The organism is Chitinophaga tropicalis (assembly GCF_009758205.1).
In the GTDB taxonomy this organism is placed as follows: Bacteria; Bacteroidota; Bacteroidia; order Chitinophagales; family Chitinophagaceae; genus Chitinophaga; species Chitinophaga tropicalis.
In genome coordinates this window covers 258570-277567 of sequence record NZ_WRXN01000004.1, presented here as the reverse complement: position 1 = coordinate 277567, position 18998 = coordinate 258570, and the positions used below count along the sequence as shown (strand labels likewise).

Annotated in this window: 17 protein-coding genes; 16 read left to right on the top strand and 1 reads right to left on the bottom strand. The window is 43.1% G+C overall.

Annotated elements, in window-relative coordinates; translation table 11 throughout:
* The 15 genes from GO493_RS11530 (at position 1) to GO493_RS11460 (ending at position 16373) form a co-directional block, all read left to right on the top strand.
* Positions 1–1290 carry a nucleotide sugar dehydrogenase gene (locus GO493_RS11530; protein ID WP_157306312.1) on the top strand — a complete coding sequence of 430 codons (1290 nt, stop codon included), beginning with the start codon at positions 1–3 and terminating at the stop codon, positions 1288–1290.
* A 30-nt stretch (positions 1291–1320) separates the two neighbouring features.
* Positions 1321–2307, top strand: coding sequence for an SDR family oxidoreductase (locus tag GO493_RS11525; protein WP_157306311.1), 987 nt, complete (start codon positions 1321–1323; stop codon positions 2305–2307).
* On the top strand, positions 2304–3431 hold the full coding sequence (locus GO493_RS11520) for a DegT/DnrJ/EryC1/StrS family aminotransferase (RefSeq protein ID WP_198315687.1): 1128 nt from the start codon (positions 2304–2306) through the stop codon (positions 3429–3431). The genes GO493_RS11525 and GO493_RS11520 overlap by 4 nt, the downstream gene beginning before the upstream one ends.
* 1 nt (position 3432) lies before the next feature.
* On the top strand, positions 3433–4011 hold the full coding sequence (locus GO493_RS11515; RefSeq protein ID WP_157306310.1) for an acyltransferase: 579 nt from the start codon (positions 3433–3435) through the stop codon (positions 4009–4011).
* A gap of 3 nt (positions 4012–4014) precedes the next feature.
* On the top strand, positions 4015–5070 hold the full coding sequence (locus tag GO493_RS11510; RefSeq protein ID WP_157306309.1) for a Gfo/Idh/MocA family protein: 1056 nt from the start codon (positions 4015–4017) through the stop codon (positions 5068–5070).
* Positions 5071–5140: 70 nt separating this feature from the next.
* Positions 5141–6406, top strand: coding sequence for a lipopolysaccharide biosynthesis protein (locus GO493_RS11505; protein ID WP_157306308.1), 1266 nt, complete (start codon positions 5141–5143; stop codon positions 6404–6406).
* Positions 6407–6413: 7 nt separating this feature from the next.
* Positions 6414–7007: an acyltransferase gene (locus GO493_RS11500; RefSeq protein WP_157306307.1), complete on the top strand. Its 594-nt coding sequence runs from the start codon at positions 6414–6416 to the stop codon at positions 7005–7007.
* Between the two features lie 6 nt (positions 7008–7013).
* Positions 7014–8336 (top strand): glycosyltransferase family protein, encoded by a 1323-nt coding sequence (locus tag GO493_RS11495; RefSeq protein ID WP_157306306.1) that lies wholly within the window; start codon positions 7014–7016, stop codon positions 8334–8336.
* An 80-nt stretch (positions 8337–8416) separates the two neighbouring features.
* On the top strand, positions 8417–9547 hold the full coding sequence (locus tag GO493_RS31335) for an O-antigen ligase family protein (RefSeq protein ID WP_157306305.1): 1131 nt from the start codon (positions 8417–8419) through the stop codon (positions 9545–9547).
* Positions 9522–11363, top strand: a complete 1842-nt coding sequence (gene asnB, locus GO493_RS11485; RefSeq protein WP_157306304.1) for an asparagine synthase (glutamine-hydrolyzing) — start codon at positions 9522–9524, stop codon at positions 11361–11363. The genes GO493_RS31335 and asnB overlap by 26 nt, the downstream gene beginning before the upstream one ends.
* 4 nt (positions 11364–11367) lie before the next feature.
* Positions 11368–12531: a glycosyltransferase family 4 protein gene (locus GO493_RS11480; protein WP_157306303.1), complete on the top strand. Its 1164-nt coding sequence runs from the start codon at positions 11368–11370 to the stop codon at positions 12529–12531.
* A 33-nt stretch (positions 12532–12564) separates the two neighbouring features.
* Positions 12565–13155: a sugar transferase gene (locus GO493_RS11475; RefSeq protein WP_317165419.1), complete on the top strand. Its 591-nt coding sequence runs from the start codon at positions 12565–12567 to the stop codon at positions 13153–13155.
* Positions 13156–13165: 10 nt separating this feature from the next.
* Entirely contained in the window at positions 13166–13786 is a 621-nt protein-coding gene (locus GO493_RS11470) for an acetyltransferase (protein WP_157306301.1), read from the top strand.
* Between the two features lie 28 nt (positions 13787–13814).
* A complete protein-coding gene (locus tag GO493_RS11465; protein WP_157306300.1) occupies positions 13815–14936 on the top strand; it encodes a DegT/DnrJ/EryC1/StrS family aminotransferase in 1122 nt (373 codons plus the stop codon).
* A gap of 99 nt (positions 14937–15035) precedes the next feature.
* The gene (locus tag GO493_RS11460; RefSeq protein WP_157306299.1) at positions 15036–16373 is read left to right on the top strand and encodes a glycosyl hydrolase family 28-related protein; all 1338 of its coding nucleotides are present in this window, start codon (positions 15036–15038) and stop codon (positions 16371–16373) included.
* Positions 16374–16476: 103 nt separating this feature from the next.
* On the opposite strand, the gene GO493_RS11455 is transcribed toward GO493_RS11460, so the two are convergent.
* Positions 16477–17124, bottom strand: a complete 648-nt coding sequence (locus GO493_RS11455) for a methyltransferase domain-containing protein (protein ID WP_157306298.1) — start codon at positions 17122–17124, stop codon at positions 16477–16479.
* A gap of 280 nt (positions 17125–17404) precedes the next feature.
* Here GO493_RS11455 and GO493_RS11450 point away from each other — a divergent pair, with 280 nt between their 5' ends.
* Positions 17405–18979, top strand: a complete 1575-nt coding sequence (locus GO493_RS11450; RefSeq protein ID WP_157306297.1) for a T9SS type B sorting domain-containing protein — start codon at positions 17405–17407, stop codon at positions 18977–18979.
* The last annotated feature ends 19 nt before the right edge of the window (positions 18980–18998 follow it).

Here is an 18998-nt window from a genome sequence, read left to right as displayed (position 1 = left end):
ATGAATCAGGAAAAAAAAATCGCTGTTATTGGATTAGGATACGTGGGATTGCCATTGGCCGTTGAATTTGCCCGGAAGTTTAAAGTGATCGGATTTGATATCAATGTATCAAGGGTCGAAGAGCTGAGCCAGGGGCATGATCATACATTGGAAATAGATGATGATACGCTGAAAGAGGTAGTGGTCGACAACTGTGAAACAAAAACAGGCCTGTATTGTACTAACGAACTGGAGCGCATCAGGGGATGCAGTTATTTCATTGTGACCGTACCTACCCCGGTAGATAAACATAACAGACCTGATCTTACTCCCTTATACAAAGCCAGTGAAACAGTAGGGAAAGTCCTCAAAAAAGGTGACATCGTTGTCTACGAATCTACCGTCTATCCGGGTGTAACAGAAGAAGAATGCGTGCCCGTCCTGGAAAGAGTATCAGGACTGAAGTTTAACCGGGATTTCTATGCCGGGTATTCTCCGGAACGTATAAACCCGGGAGATAAAGAACATACCGTATCAAAAATATTGAAGATCACTTCCGGCTCAACCCCTGAAGCTGCCGCAGAGATAGATAACCTGTACAGGTCCATCATTACGGCAGGTACGCACAAAGCAACATCTATCAAAGTAGCTGAAGCTGCCAAAGTGATAGAGAACGCTCAAAGAGATATCAATATCGCTTTCGTCAATGAATTAGCCAAGATATTCAGCCGGCTGGGTATTGATACCAGCGAAGTCCTCGAAGCCGCCGGTACCAAATGGAACTTCCTGAAGTTCAGACCCGGCCTGGTTGGCGGCCACTGCATTGGTGTTGATCCGTACTACCTGGCCCAGAAAGCACAGGAGGTCGGATACCACCCGGAAATAATCCTGGCAGGAAGAAGACTGAACGACGGAATGGGAGCCTACGTAGCACATGAGGTTATCAAGCTGATGGCAAAGAAAGAGATTCCTATCAAAAATGCCAGGATCCTTGTGCTGGGTATCACCTTCAAGGAGAACTGCCCCGATGTGCGCAATACAAAAGTGGTAGACATACTAAGCACATTAGCTGAATATGAAACAAACATCACCATCTATGACCCCATGGCCGGACCGGAAGAAGTAGAACGTGAATACGGATGGAAAGCTACCAACGAGCTTCCCGCGAAAGAGCACTATGATGCAGTTATCCTGGCAGTATCACATAAGAAATTTGAAGAACTGGACCTGCATTCTTTCTGTAATAAGAAGTGCGTTGTTTATGACGTGAAAGGAGCATTGCCCAGACAATTGGTAGACGCCAGGTTATAATCATAGTATCTAATCAGTAGTTATACATACATGTACGAATCACCATTTCATAGAACAGATTTAAGTAATTATAGTTTTTTGATAACAGGAGGTGCAGGATTCATAGGGTCTAACATTGTCCAGTATCTCATAAAACATAATGCCGGAAAAGTTAGAGTATTAGATAATTTTTCAACAGGATCAAGGGAAAATGTCCAGGAGTTTATTGATAACCCCGCTTTTGAATTAATGGAGGGAGATATCAGAGACCTGGAGATGTGCAGGGCCGCTGTAGATGGAGTGGACTTTGTTTCCCACCAGGCAGCGCTTGGTTCTGTGCCCAGATCTATAAATGATCCCATTACAACAAATGAAGTGAACATTTCCGGGTTCCTTAATATGCTTGTGGCTGCAAGAGATCAGAAGGTCAAACGTTTGATTTATGCCGCTAGCTCAAGCACCTACGGAGATCATATCGGTTTACCAAAAGTTGAAGATGCCATAGGTAAACCATTATCTCCATACGCAATCACTAAGTATGTAAACGAATTATATGCCGGCATCTTCTCCGAAGTATACGGCTTCCACGCACTGGGCCTGAGATACTTTAATGTCTTTGGCCCCAGACAGGACCCTTTCGGGCCTTATGCCGCAGTCATTCCGCTATTTATAAAGGCCGCCCTGGATAATGACGCCCCTTATATAAATGGCGACGGTACAATAAGCCGCGATTTCACATTCGTGGAGAATGCCGTTCAGGCAAATATCAGAGCCTTATTTAAAGAGAATTTGAACCGGCATGAGGTCATAAATGTAGCCTGCGGAGAAAGCATTTCATTGAATGACCTGTGGACTTCAATAACCGCTATAGAAAGTAAGGAGATTAAGCCTATCTACCGGCAGGAAAGAAAAGGAGATATAAAACATAGCCTGGCAGATGTTACAAAAGGGAAGGACCTTATCGGGTACATCCCTTCTGTAAAGGTAAAAGAAGGACTTTCCTTTACTTATTCATGGTATAAAACAACAAAGAGATGACAATACAGATGGTTGACCTGAAGGCTCAGTATCTTAAAATTAAAGAAGAGGTTGACAAAGCTGTTTTAGATTGTTTTGAACTGTCCTCACATATCAACGGACCTGCGGTAGATAAATTTGCGGGAGAACTGGCAGAATACCTGGATACAAAACATGTTATCCCCTGCGCCAATGGAACGGATGCCTTACAGATAGCAATGATGGCATTAGGATTGAAAAGAGGGGATGAAGTGATTGTTCCAACCTTTACATATGTGGCCACGGCTGAAGTTATCGCTTTGCTGGGACTCAAACCCGTTATGGTCGATGTAGACCCCGATACATTTATGCTCAACTTACAGCAGGTAGTATCGAAAATAGGGCCTCGCACCAAAGCTGTCGTTCCGGTGCATCTGTACGGACAATGCGCCGGAATGGAAGAACTGATGGATATTGCCCGGCAGCACAATTTATTCGTCATAGAAGATACGGCACAGGCAATAGGCTCCCGCTACACTTTTTCTGACGGTAGCGTCAAAGCCGCAGGCACCATAGGGCATGTTGGCTGCACCTCTTTCTTCCCTTCAAAGAACCTGGGTTGCTTCGGAGACGGCGGCGCCATTTTTACTGAAGATGATACGCTGGCAGAGAAGATGAGGATGATTGCAAATCACGGGCAGAAGAAAAAATATTACCACGATGTGGTTGGCGTAAACAGCCGGCTCGATACAATACAGGCTGCCATTCTCCGGATCAAGTTACAGCGGCTGGATGAATATGCCGAAGCCAGGAATAAAGTAGCCGGCTTCTACGATAGTTCATTCAGCAATATCCGGGAATTGGTCACACCCGTCAGATCGGCCAGCTCCTCCCATGTTTTTCATCAGTATACCATCAAAGTAAAGAACGGGAAACGCAATGAATTAAAAGACTTCCTCGCTTCAAGGAATATTCCGTCAATGATATACTACCCGCTGCCGCTGAATGAGCAGAAAGCTTATGCCACAGCAGAGCTGAGCCCGGGTAGCTTCCCCGTTGCCGAAACTTTGTGCAAAGAAGTATTGTCTTTGCCAATTCATACCGAAATGTCAGAAGAGCAACTGGAATATATAGCTGAGAGCGTTAAACAATTCTTTGATAAATAATATGGAGAACAAATTTTTTGCACATCCTACTGCAGTAATTGATTCCGGGGCCGAAATAGGAGACGGAACTAAAATATGGCATTTCAGCCATATCATGCCGGGATGTAAGATCGGTGAAAATTGTAACATCGGACAGAATGTAGTGATATCTCCTGATGTGATTCTGGGAAGGAATGTCAAAATACAGAACAACGTATCGATCTATACCGGTGTTACCTGCGGGGACGATGTGTTCCTCGGGCCTTCATGTGTATTTACAAACGTCATCAACCCACGAAGCGCCGTAAACAGGAAAGCCGAATATGCAAGAACACACCTGGGCAATGGCGTTACAATAGGCGCAAATGCCACAATAGTGTGCGGACATGATATAGGAGAATACGCTTTTATAGGCGCCGGCGCAGTAGTAACCAGAGACGTACCTTCCTATGCACTGCTGGTCGGAAACCCGGCCAGGCAGGTTGGCTGGATGAGCGAATTTGGGCACAAACTGGTTTTTGACGCCAATAAAGAAGCCGTTTGCCCCGAAAGCGGACATCGGTATACCCTTGAGAATAACAGAGTAAAAAAACTTAATTAGACCATGAACAAAGCTGATAAAATACGATTTGCAGTAGTGGGCTGTGGACATATAGGGAAAAGACATGCCGAAATGATCTTAAGGAACCCGGAAGCAGAGTTGGTTGGCCTGGTTGATATAAAAGGAAAGGAAAAATCGAACGTGACTTTTGATGTACCTTTCTTTCACTCATTAGATGAACTCTTAAGATCAGATCTGCCAATAGACGTGGTCAATATCGCCACACCAAACGGCTTCCACGCAGAACAGGCCCTGGCATGCCTGGACGCAAAGAAGCACGTTGTGATCGAGAAACCTATGGCACTGACAAAACAGGATGCCGAAAGAGTAATATTTAAAGCGTTACATGTTCACCGGTACGTATTTGCCGTTATGCAGAACCGCTACTCACCACCATCTGTCTGGGTAAAGGAATTAGTAGAGTCAGGCCGATTAGGCAGAATTTTCATGGTACAGCTTAACTGCTACTGGAACAGGGACGAGAGATACTATGTGCCCGATAGCTGGCACGGAAAAAAGTCACTGGACGGAGGAACACTGTTTACACAATTCTCCCACTTCATTGACATCTTATACTGGTTGTTCGGTGATATTGAAAACATCAACTCAAGATTAGCAGATTTTAATCATGAAGAGTTGACTGAATTTGAAGATTCAGGTATTATCAGCTTCGATTTCGTGAACGGAGGAATGGGGTCGATCAACTATTCCACCTCTATCTGGAATAAGAACATGGAAAGCAGTATGACCATTATTGCGGAGCATGGCAGCTTGAAAATTGGCGGGCAATATATGGATAAAGTGGAATACTGCCATATCAGGGACTATGTAATGCCGGAGCTTGCTCCCACCAACCCCGGGAACGACTACGGCGCATATAAAGGGTCTGCACAGAACCATCATTATGTAATACAGAACGTCATAGATGTTATTAAAGAGAATACTACAATAACGACCAACGCACTTGAAGGGTTAAAAGTCGTAGATATAATAGATCGCGTGTATAAGAGTTCAAATGTTGTAAATAATGATTTCATTCGCAAGAAAGCAATTTGTTAATTCTGGAACCTTGTTAAGGAGGGCGGTTAAATTACCCTCCTTCAATATATTGTTTTCTCAGAGTGCTGTCATGGTTATTTTAATAATAGCTGATGTGGTCTATGCCAGGATGTTTTCTACAGAAATGTTCGGTACCTGGAAGCAGCTGGCATTACTTATTAACCTGGTTATCCCTCTTATGTCTTTAGGGATCCCGGAAGGCTTTAAATACTATGCAGCTTTAGACAGGACCAACATAACTGCCCACCTGGGCAGAGTGCTTGCTTTGACGGCATTAGTGTTCACTATCGTGTTTTTCCTGTTCTCTTTTGGGGCAGTAAATCTTATTGCCCGGTTATTGAATAATGCCGGAATCATACACTTTAAGTATATGGTCCCGGTCCTGTTCCTGGTTATTTCAATTAACCAGATCTTCAGGAACCTGATGATCAACAACCAGCAAACAGGAATCTTGCTTAACAGCGCTGTTGTTATCCTCATCGCCGGTGTATTCCTCATTTTCCTGAATGTTTACAGCTACCATTTCTTTCCCGAAAATGTGCTGTGGATATTGCTGGCGCTCATGTTCGTTGTGCTGTTCTCCATTCCGTCAATCATGTACCTGGTAAAGGAAAAGAATATACTCCGGGACATCAAAGCCACCGACTTGACAGGGAGCTACAGGAACTACTTTAAAATTGGCTTCCCCATTTTTGTGGCCACCTTCATTGGTGTGATCGGCGCCAATCTGGACAAGGCATTGGTCAGCTCTCTTACTGATGTAAAACAGTTTGCAGTATATTCAGTAGGCGCATTTGAAATTCCTTTTTTTAGCATGATCAGCGCCTCTGTATCACAGTCCATATTTCCTCAGTTGGTGCAGCTGTATAATGACAAATCCGTAAAAGAAGCGAAGGCACTATGGCTTAAAACAACTTTACGCGTTACATACATCACCTATCCCATCATACTTTTCCTGATGATCTTTGCCAAACCGCTTATCGTATTAATCTTTACTGATAAGTATGTAGATGGGGTATTTATTTTCAAGACCTTCCTGCTGATCGGCTTATGGAGAAATGGTTACTATGGCGGACTTATATCAGCCTCGGGAAAGACCAAATGGATCACATTGTATAGCGCCATCTCGCTGATCAGCAATATTACTTTTTCGTTTCTGATGTACAAGGTGATGGGCATTTACGGAATTGCATACGGAGCGCTGATGGCCACTGTTATAGTCGCCACGTTGCAGTTAGCCCATGAGAGGCTGCTGGGCGGTTGGTTCAGAACAATCATTCTGAACAGGACAGTGCTCATATTAGTGATCCTGATCCTGATTTTTTATTTTATCTGATAGTATAATGAAAAAGGTATTACGTTTTCTTACATTTCTGCCTTTCTTCAGAAAGATTTATGAGAGACATTATTATGCTTCAGGTTTCGGTATTTTAATGGTCAACCTTTTTTTTAAACATATTCTCCGGATCAACAGTAATGGAGATATACTGTTCAACTTTACCGCCAAAGCCCATACGCCAGGCAATATAAAGATCATAGGCAATGACCTGAAACATTCAGTATATGTCAGCTTCGTCACCTCAGGAGGCAGCTATTACCAGGCTATAAACGGCATAGAGATCGGAGAAGGTACTATATGGGCGCATGGTTGCCATTTTATCAGTTCCAACCACTCATACCGGGACCTTAAGAAGAACCTGCCGGGGCCGCCCATCAGGATAGGCAGGAATGTCTGGATTGCCACCGGCTGTGTAATACTTCCCGGTGTCAGTATCGGAGATCATTCTGTGGTCGGGGCAGGATCTATTGTAACAAAATCTTTTCCTGGATATTCGATCATTGCCGGAAACCCGGCAGAAATTATCGGGAAACGGTGCCAGAAATGCCTGGAAAAGATTCCAGGCGAAATGACTCATTGCAAGGAATGTGTTAATTAAAATTCGATGAAGAAACAGTCAGATCATTCGTTAATAGCATTCGTATATTACCTGAACCCCGTCAAAGCGGTAGGTAGCAGGCGAAATAATGTTATTATTTCGTCAATATTCCGGCATTTCCCCTTTAAGAGAACAACTGTTTTTTCTACTTCGAATTCAAGATATATGGCAAAGGAAGCAGACCCCGGCTTCCCGCTTACAGCCAGGCAATTAATAACGTTCGATCATAACACGATCAGGTGTATGATGGGGCCGTCAGAAAAGAAAAAAAAGAAAGAGAACAGAAATGCCCCCGTTGTTGAGAAGAAGTCAGGGCCTGGCATGATAGGTAAATTGTTATCATCTTTTTTAGGTGTAGTGACCATTTATGATGGCGGGTTCCTCTATCTCCTTCATGGAGTGGCGCAGATTGTTCTCTACAGGCTCAGGTCCCCCGGCCCGCAGGTCATCTATACCTCCTTTTCACCTATGGCGGATGTGTTGTTAGGCTATATCACAAAGTCTCTATATGGAAAGAAGGCGTATTGGATACTGGATTTCAGGGACCTGTTTATAGCAGACGATCGTAAAAAGATCTTCAACGGGTTTCATGAATATATCTTAAAGAAACTCATCAGGAAATCAGATCTGCTGGTTACCGTGTCTAACGGTTTACTGGCCAACCTGGAAAAGTATGGCCCGGCATCTTCTTTAACTATAAAGAACGGGTTTGATCTGAATACGATTAATTATAATAATAAGGTAAGCGGTCAGAAGTTCATTATTTCTTATACCGGGTCAATATACCCGGAACATCAGCGGCTTGACGTTTTCCTGGAAGCCGTATCCTCACTGATTAAAAAAGGCCTTCTGGACAGGAATATCGTAGCCTTAAAATACGTTGGACGGTCAAAGGACTATTGGGACGGGGAAGTGAATAAACGTGGACTTGAAGATTGCAACGAAAGTAAAACCACCGTTCCTTTAAGCGAAGCGGTAGCCCTGCAGAGAGAATCTAACGTGAACCTGCTGATGAGCTGGTCTTACCCCGGTGTGAAAGGAATTCTGACAGCGAAGATGTTCGATTATCTTTGCGCTTTAAGGCCGGTAATAACTATCGTTAACGGAGAAAGTGATCCCGAACTGGAAGGCATATTCAGGGAAACGAACTGTGGGAAGGTTTTTTATACTGATCAGACCTCGAAGCTGGAAGACTATATTTTTGAATTATACAATAAGCACGTTAATAAACTTGATGGCTTTAACCCTGATATAGATATTATCAAATCTTATAGCTGGACTTCCACCATACAGCCATTACTTAAAAAGATAGAGACAGAGATTAAATGATGAAGCAGAAATTCACAATAGGATATAAACTTTATCTGGCATTTATCTTTTGCTTGCCATTCATATCATTGGGTCTGCCAGTGGGGAAATTCAAATTCTCCATTCCTGACTTCCTGATATTATTGTCATTCCTGTCTGCATTCGAAAAAGGAGAAGTCTTAATAACGACACAATTCAAAAGAGTTGCAAACATCATCCTGTTCTTCCTGTTTGCGGTATCACTTTCAGTGTATAAGGTGAGCGATATCAGCCGTTATTTCATGGGGCTGCTGCCCCTGTTGAACGGAGTGCTCATCGTATTCCTTACATTCAACTATTATTACCTGTATAAAGAGAATTTTCTTTATTATACAAAGCTGGCCTTTATGCTGGCGCTTGTAATATGCTTTCTCCCCGCATATCCTGTTTTCCTTGGAATAAAGATCGACTTTTTCATTAAAGGCTACAGGTATGCCTATGTTATGGAGAATCCTAATCAATGTATGGCATACATTTTCTGCGGTATTGTCTGCGTAGGTATACTGGAACTGATACACCTGAAAAAATTCTCGTCTTTATTTTTTTACCTGATCCTTTTCTCCATAATACCCATGCTGGCTACAGGATCAAGGACAGGGCTTTTCTCCTTTATGATCTTCCTCAGCTTCTTCTTCCTGATCAATTTCAGGAAAACCGGTGTAGTCTTTATAGCAGGAGGAGCGCTTGGTTTGATCGTGCTTGCTTTCGCCAACCTGTCCAAACCCAATCTGAATAATAACTTTTTCCTGAACAGGGGCCTGTCTATTTTCTCGTTCTTTGAAACATCCAAAGGAGATATAACACAGGCAGGAGCAACAGGAGAGTCTATTAAACTCGGTTTGGAAGCATTTGAAGATAACCCCTTTATAGGTGTAGGCCTCGGTAATTTTGTAGGGAATTATTTTGTATATGAGGTGCATAATACTTTCGTATCCATTCTCGCCGAAACAGGTATTATTGGGTTCTCTTCCTATTTGCTGCTGCTTGCAGTGATCCTGGTATGTATTGTAAGGGTGGACATCCCCATAAAATTCAAGATATTTCTATATATAGCTTTTGCTTTGTTCCTGATGATGAATATTCCTCACCTCTTATTGAGGCAGAGATGGACCTGGGTTTTGTTCTCCTTTTTTTATTTACTGATGTTCTATCAAAAAAAAATAAAGCATGTGCGGAATATTTGGATCAATTAATTACAGGATCGGTGAAAATAAGCACCTGATCTTTAAAAAGCTGGGGCACAGAGGCCCGGACGAACAAAACTATTTTACTGAGAATGAGATCGAGTTTATACATACAAGATTAGCTATACAGGACCTGACTCCCGGCGGAAGACAGCCTATGCACCTGGATGGAGTGTATATTACCTATAACGGCGAGTTGTATAATCACCTGGAGCTAAGAGAGAAATATGGGCTGCATTCCACCATCGCTTCTGATACGATGACCATTCTTATGCTGTACCAGCTCAGGGGAATGGACATGCTCGAAGAATTTGACGGGATGTTCGCTTTTGCAATATATGATTCCAATAAAAGAAAACTTTTCCTGGCCAGGGACAGGGTAGGAAAGAAACCATTATATATATGGAACAGTGGAAAACAGTTTGTTTTTTCTTCAGAACTGGGAGCCTTATACCAGGTAGTACATCCGGAAACTAATATAGAAGCCATATCCGATTATCTGTACCTGGGATACTTTTACCGGAAAGATACTCCCTACAGGATGGTAAGAGAGCTTGATAACGGTACCTTCATGGAAATAGACCTGACCAGCTACGATTCCAGGGCCACAAAGTGGTTTGACATCAGTACCGTTTACAAGGAAAGCAGTACGCTTTCCCTTCCCGAAGCGCTGGACCAGTTAGATCATAAATTAAGGCAAAGCATCAGACGGCGCATAGAAAGTTCCGACCTGGAAGTAGGAACATTTCTCAGCGGGGGTATTGATAGCGGCCTGGTCACATCTATTGCAACAGAATATACTTCCGCCTTAAAGACATTCACCGTGAGCATGCCGGGAGCTTATGATGAATCTGCCCTCGCCTTGCAGGTAGCAAAGAAATACCAGACCAACCACACCGAGATCAGTATTTCCTTTGATGAGCTGGCTAAAGATTTTGAAGGCATTATTTCAAATTACGGAGAGCCTTTTTTTGACAGCTCAGCTATTCCCAGTTATTATGTGTCAAGAGAAGCAAAGAAACATATTACAGTAGTGCTCAATGGAGATGGTGCCGACGAGTTGTTTGGCGGTTACAGACGCTATGTTCCTTTCACTTATTTCAATTTCTTCTCCTCCGGGGCATTGGTTAAAAATCTTGCCGGAGCGCTTTCCAGTATATTGCCGGTAGCGCACGAGAAGAAGAATAAATACAATTTTGTTTACAGGCTGCTAAAGCTTGCCTCATACAGAGATATTGCGAAGGTTTACAACGCGGCAACGACAGATCTGCTGGTTGGTTTTGAAGATGCCTTTATCATAAAGCCCCAGTTGCTTTCCATCAGGGAAATGTTAAATGGGATAGAACATTCAGGAGTATCCCCGCTTAAGAAAATATTGCAGGCAGACTTCAACGCTATCCTGTTCAGCGACCTTCTGCCTAAAATGGATATCGCCACTATGTCTCACTCACTTGAAGGAAGAAGCCCTTTTCTTTCAAAAGAGATTGTAGAGTTTGCGCCCATGCTCTCCGATAATTTAAAGATAAATGGGTCTACAACTAAATACTTACTCCGGAACCTTGCTAAAAGATATCTCCCGGAACAGCTGATCAGTCAACCGAAACGGGGTTTTGAAATTCCCCTTAAGAACTGGATGGATAATGATCTGAAAGGAATACTCAATGATATGTTATCCTCATCAGACACGCTTTATACTCAATTCATAGAGCCTCGGTTTGTAAAAAGACTGCTTGACCGTAAGATTACCATCTCTGATGAAAAACGGGCCAAGATCCTGTATGCCATATTGTGCCTTGAAATTTGGTATAGAACTATAAAAAATTAAGAGAATGCCAGGTAAATTGATTCGAATCACCACTGTACCTCTTTCACTGCATAAACTGTTAAGTAACCAGTTGAAGTATATCTCTTCCCATTATGAAGTGGTTGCAGTTTCTTCCGGCGGCAAATACCTGGATCTGGTAGGGAAGGACCAGGGCGTCAGAACAAAGGCGGTTGACATGACACGTAAGATCACTCCCTTTAAAGACCTGGCGGCTTTGATATCGTTATGCAGGTTCCTGAAAGCAGAGAAACCACTGATAGTACATACACATACTCCTAAAGCCGGCTTGCTCGGTATGATCGCTGCCAGGATAGCCGGTGTACCTATCAGGTTACATACAGTTGCCGGTTTGCCTTTACTGGAGGCCCAGGGCCCTAAAAGACGCCTGCTGGAATGGACAGAGAAGCTCACATACTCATGTGCCATGCATGTTTATCCCAATTCCTACCGTATGAAGGATATAATGGTGAAGAACCGTTATTGCCCGGAATTCAAGCTTAAAGTGATCGGAAATGGCAGTTCCAACGGAATAGACACCGCATATTTCAGCCCGGAACATTTTTCGGCAGAGCAGCTCAGAAGCCTCCGGGAAAAATACGGACTGAGTGAAAATGATATTGTCTTATGTTTTGTAGGAAGGATGGTGAAGGATAAGGGGATACATGAGCTCATCCAGGCTTTTTTAAAGCTTGCGCCTCAGTACCCCGCCCTTAAATTATTACTGACAGGGCCTTTTGAGCCCGACCTGAGCCCGGTTCAGCCCGAAGTGGAAAATGCCATCCGGAATGATAGGAACATTGTCTGGGTAGATTACCAGGAAGATGTCAGACCTTTCCTTGCCATGAGCAACATATTTGTTTTTCCCAGTTACAGGGAAGGCTTTCCTAATGTTGTTATGCAGGCAGGGGCCATGGGACTGCCATCCATCGTTACCGATATCAACGGGTGTAATGAGATCATTGAGGAAGGGAAGAATGGTATGATCATTCCACCCAAAGACGAAAGTAAGTTAAGAGAAGCCATAGAGCTGCTTATCCGGGACGAAAAGAGAAGAAAGGACATGGCGTCTGTAAGCCGGAAAATGATCATAGACAGGTATGATCAGCATTTACTGTGGAGTACTTTATTAGCAGAGTACAGGGTCCTGGAAAATAAATACTTAAAGTGAGTTACTATGTATAAGAGTTGTATAAAGCCAGTAATGGATTTTATTATAGCGCTTGTTGCCTTTTCCCTGCTTTTGCCTGTATTCCTGGTTTGTACGGTTCTTCTGTTCATTGTGAACAGCGGTACGCCTTTTTTCCTGCAAAGAAGGCCGGGAAAAGATGAGAGGATCTTTAGCGTTATAAAGTTCAAAACAATGACAGACCGGAAAGATAGTAACGGAGTGCTGCTTCCGGACAGGCAGCGATTGACCCCTGTGGGAAAGTTTATCAGGAAAACCTCGCTGGACGAAATTCCCCAGCTGTTAAATGTTATCAAAGGAGATATGAGCCTGGTAGGCCCCCGTCCTCTGCTGGTTGAATATCTGCCCTTGTATGATGAGCACCAGAAACGCAGGCACGACGTGAAGCCCGGCATCACCGGCTGGGCGCAGGTAAAGGGAAGGAACGCCATTACATGGCAGCAGAAGTTTGAATATGATGTCTGGTATGTGAATAATCTGAGCTTTAAACTGGACCTGGAAATTCTGGCAGCAACTGTTTTTAAAGTAATTAAATCAGAAGGAATAAACCAGGAAGGACAGGCTACTGCCGAAAAATTCCAGGGGAAATCTCCGATTGAAAACTAAAATCTGCATAATGGAAAATAAAGAACCTGTGTACCTGATAGGCGCAAGCGGTCACGGAAAAGTTATCCTGGAGATAATTGAAGAAGAGAACAGAACAGTGGCAGGCCTTTTTGACAGCAATCCTGAGAAGAAAGAACTGTCGGGCTATCCTGTTATAGGCAACCTGCAACAGGGAGAATATCCGCAGAATGCCCGTTTTATCATCTCTATCGGGAATAATAAAACGAGGAAAGACCATACAGAGAGGTTTGATCTGCTGTATACAACAGCTGTCCATCCTAAAGCTGCTATTTCCAGGAGATGTGATGTCGGAGAAGGCACAGTTATCATGGCCGGCGTTAGTGTGAACAGTGATTCATCTATCGGGAAGCATGTTATTCTTAATACAAATTGTTCTGTTGATCATGATTGTATTATTGAAGACTTCGTGCATATCTCCCCCAATGCCTGCCTGGCGGGCAATGTCACGGTAGGAGAAGGAACACATATTGGCGCAGGAGCGGTGATAATACAGGGAGTGAATGTTGGAAGATGGGCCACTATAGGCGCCGGGGCAGTAGTACTGAAAGATGTTGAAGACCATGCCATCGTTGTAGGCAACCCCGCAAAAGTGATCAGACATAATCATTAATATAACTGGTATCAAGATAAATTAAAGTATGCAAAAAATATGGTTATCCTCACCTCATATGGGAGGGAATGAGGTTGATTTTGTAACAGAAGCCTTTACAACAAACTGGATTGCGCCATTAGGACCTAATGTGGATGGATTTGAACAGGACCTGTCTGCCTATACCGGGGCTAAACACGTAGCAGCTTTATCTTCCGGCACAGCAGCATTACACCTGGGCCTGATCTTATTAGGCGTGCAGCCCGGAGATGAAGTGATCTGCCAGAGTATGACCTTCTCTGCCTCTGCTAATCCTATCACCTATGTAGGCGCTACCCCCGTTTTTGTGGATAGTGAGCATACCACCTGGAATATGGACCCTTCATTGCTGGAACAGGCCATCAAAGAAAGGCTTGCCAGGGGCAAAAAACTTAAGGCCATTATCCTTGTTCACTTATATGGCATGCCTGCGCAAATGGACAGGATAACTGAAATTGCGAATAACTATGGTATACCCATCCTGGAAGATGCTGCAGAAGCACTGGGGTCACAATGGAACGGCAAGGCCTGCGGTACATTGGGAACATTGGGAGTGCTCAGCTTTAACGGGAATAAGATCATTACAACCAGTGGAGGCGGTGCCTTGATTGCCGATGAGGAAGATATTATCAGAAAGGCCCGCTTCCTGGCTACACAGGCACGGGATGCTGCACCTCACTATGAACACTCGCAGATAGGTTATAATTATCGTATGAGCAATGTCTGCGCCGGGATAGGAAGAGGACAGATGCTGGTGCTTGAGGAACGTATCCGGAGAAGGAGAGCTAATTATTCCTTTTATAAAGAACGTTTGTCTGACAATGGTAATATCAGGTTTGTAGACGAGCCCGATGGTTATTTCAGTAACCGGTGGCTAACAACCGTAATAATAGATGAGACAGCTAACGGAGCGATAGACCGGGAAACCGTCAGGATAGCCCTGGAAAAACAGAATATTGAATCAAGACCGCTGTGGAAACCCATGCACCTGCAACCCGTGTTTTCCGGTGCGCCCGCTTATGTAAACGGAGTATCTGAAGCGTTGTTTAAACAGGGATTATGCCTGCCCAGTGGATCGAACCTGAGCCAGGATGACCTGCAGAGAATTGTTAAAATCATAAAAACACTTTAAACCTGTGAGTTGTTTTTGAATCAGATTGTCAGGAGTTATTGAGACCCCGTTTTTGCTTCGTGGAACGCGGCAGAAGGAATGAAATTTAAATATTTCTATATGAAATGGCGTTTTACTTTTATTGTAGCGGTCAGTGTATGTTTGATCATTAATGTTCTGAATGCGGTGCCTGTAATGGCGCAAAAAGTGATCAATGCCAGGGATTTTGGCGCAAAGGGCGATGGACTGACAGATGATGCCATTGCCATCAATAAAGCCTGGGATAAGGCTATTAAAGCCAATTTACCCTTATTCATTCCTGCAGGTACATATATAGTGTCCAGCAATATTATAGTGCCCGCCTTACAGGCAAATTCTGAAGTAGTGCTGATGGGGGAGGGGAAGAATACAATTCTGAAACGGAAGGATGGATCAGTCAATGCAAACCTGTCAATTGTAATATTCAATATTAATAATGCTTCCGGTAATGTCAATATTACCATAAAGGATATTGCATTTGACGATAATGCAGATAAACAGATGAAGCCTTTGCATCCTTATGACCTGGAACATGCAGCTACAATACGCTTTGGAGGAAAGAACGAAGACTTTGTATATAACTCGTTTAAAGTACAGAATGTATATTTCTATAATCCTATTGCCGATCATATATGGGTCAATAACCTGGGTAAACAGTTCCTGGCAGATAATGTTACCGCTACAGGGAGAACAAGAACACGTTCTGACATAGACTTCTCTATGATGCCCCAGCAGATCAGGATCACCAATTCCCGGATGAATAACCTCGAAAGCGAGCCTGTACAACAGGTGAAGAAAAAATTTGCCTGCAGCTTCATCGTACAGAATGTAACCCTTTCACAGAAACTTGATCTGAGTGGTATATATAATGTTGAGCCCGTTACTGTAGATATTCAGAATGTAACAGTTAAGGGTGAAACATTTCTTGGTAACCTGGTGGGAACTTTTACGGATTGTGAACTGCGTGGAATCGGAAGAATGGTCCGCAATAACCTGGAATTCCGGAATTGCAAAATTGTATTGCCTTTAAAAGAAAACAGCGATACCGTGATGCCCATCCAGATAGATTATAATATGGAGAGAGACCCTGCTCCGATCTATAAGAAGAACAGCTTTATTAATTGCTCTTTTATAATTGACTCCAGGAAACCGGAGATAAGAGGTACAATGATAGAATCTTTCTCTGCCCAGAAAACACTGGATGTGATGACGGTGTTTGATGGATGTGTTTTTGATAACCGTGCAGATTGCAACATTGAGAACTACAGAAATGGAAAGTATGTTATCCGGAACTGTCAGCTTGGAGTGAATCCTAATTCTCCCAAAGCCTGCGTATCAATGCCGCCTTCTGCTAAATACAGATCATCAACAGACGTTTCAGGAAATAAGATCTTACGCGGAGGATACAAGAATTTTTAATTAAAAAAGCACGTGCCATAAGAAAGATTCCTTTGGCACGCCGCTAAATCATCAGGTTGCCTTACCTGATTTTAAAAGATTCCTTTAAACTTCTATATAGAAGTTAATTTTTTTGAGGCTTTCTTACTTTTACTGCTAAAAAATCATTTAAAGAAATAGGAGTTAATGATGATGGGAGCTTAAACCCTAAGCCCGTATTTGCACCGAATGAATACCATTTATCTATCTGGAATCCTACTCTGTTTAAATATTTGCTTAATCTGTGCTTATTAAAATCAATAACATGAGATGCTTCCCAATGCCCATCTATTAATATACCCGTTCCTCCCAAAGGCGCCCCGCAATCACCAGATGCTGCCATATAGGGAACTTTACCTAATAACCATTTTAATCGGTTCCCCAATGAAACGGCATTAGGAACAGTAACAAAAAATTCACCGTTGGGCCGCAGGCAACGAAATATTTCCTGCAATAGTGGAGTGCCCATTCGTAAATGCTCCAGTACTTCTGTACATATTACATATTCAACAGAGTTATCTTCAAATGGTAATTTAGACGTTCTGCCGTCCAGATCAGCTACTACATCGGGATTCCCATATTTGTCAAGGATAAGCCATGAGTCATGTGGAACATACTTTTTAAATGTGGCGTCAACACCACCAATTTCAACAAAATTTCGTGCAGTGGTATGTGCTCTGACTACTTTGCAGGAAGCTTGAAATCTGTAAAGTTGTTCAATTTTAATTTCCATAGACGTATATTAATTAATATTAAAGAGTTACAACAAGGATCCGGTAAACAATAACTTAACAGACTTCGGTTTTATCATGTCTTGCATTCGGCAAATTGCTGTAAGTGTTCGGTGCTTCTCCTTTTTTGATTAGAAGTAACCGTCAGGAATAAAAAGTAACACAACAATAGAAATACACCTGCACTCTGAAATGAACCCTCCCTGAACTTTTAAGCATAACATTAATTTTTTATATATGTTAATGTAAAATATGTATATTTGTTCTGCCTGAATATTACCTATGAAGATCCTATGGAAGAACCCATTTTCAGGTGCAGTTATCTGCCTTTTGGTAGTACTTATTTTTTTTGCCAATGAATTAGTAGTTGCCCAGGCTGTACAGCTTACCAACCCATCATTGGAAGGACGCCCGGGTGTTGGCGCTTCGCCTGCTGGCTGGTTCACATGCGGAGCTACACCAGACCTGCTGCCCATTGCTAACAAATATTGTCAGATAGAGCAGACTGCATCTAACGGCACTACCTATGTCGGTGCCCTGTGTGACAGCAATTTTTATGAAGGAATTGGTCAGCGTCTCAGCGCCCGTTTAAAAAAGGGAAAGACCTACACACTTTCAGTTGACCTGGCTTTTCCCGGTTTCTATTGTAATGAATTATGCTATGGCAGCTTTGCTGTGTTCGGTAGCAGTGCTTCCTGTGAAGCCCGTCAGGTGTTATGGAAGTCCGGTATTATTTCACATCGTGAATGGAAAAGATATACTATCAGGTTCGTACCGGAAGAGGATGTGGAGTATATACTCTGCGGACCATATTTCAAAGGTTCCTGCGCAGGAAAAAAATATGCCGCTGGTATTTTAATAGATAATTTTTCTTCTGAAATAAGCGAGGTGCTCAATGTTGAAGTATCTGTCCGTAAAGCATGTAAAGGCACAACAACCGGCGGGGCAGCATTAAAGGTATTTAACGGGGAAGCGCCTTATTCATATTCATGGACTCCCGGTGGCTACACCGGACAGGAAATTTCAGATGTGCCCGCTGGCAGATATGAAGTAAAGATCACCGACAGGAAAGGAGAAGAAGCTGTAGCAAATGTTGTAATTGGAGAATATGAAGTAGCAGCATCAGCAGTTGTTACCCAACCGGATTGCCATGACCCGAATTCAGGGAACATCTCGGCAAATGTAAATGGCGGAATAGAGCCCTATCGTTACAGCATTGATAACGGTGCCAGTTATCAGGCTTCTCCCGTTTTCACTCATTTATCAGCCGGAAAATATAGCCTGATCATTAAAGATGAGAACCAATGCACAGTTACAGTTGATGGTCTGCAAATGATAGCTCCGGAAGCTGTTCCCATACCCACAGCATTGGCTGAAAGCAAGGCAACCAGTTGTAATTACGCTGAAGATGGACAGATAACACTGAAAGGCCAAAACGGAACACCGCCTTATAAGTATTCCCTGGATGGATCTTCTTATCTGGCAGAAGGAAAATTCACACACCTGAAAGCAGGAGCTTACAGGTATTATGTCATGGATAGCCTTAATTGTATTGTGGATGGTGCTGTAGAAGTATTCAAAAATACAATGAGCTGTAACGTTTTTATGCCTAACGCTTTCAGCCCGAATGGAGATGGTATCAATGATGTTTTTAAAGCAAAAGTGCATGATGCGGTAACCGGTTTCCGGCTGGCCGTTTATGGCAGGTGGGGACAACTGGTATTTGAAACACGTAATCCCGACAGGGGCTGGGACGGCGGAAACATGCCCTCAGGCAGCTATTTGTGGGTAGTGACTTATACCAACGGCAAACAACAACTCATGCAGCAACAAGGAAATCTTACGCTGATAAGATAATTTTTGTTATTAACCTGAG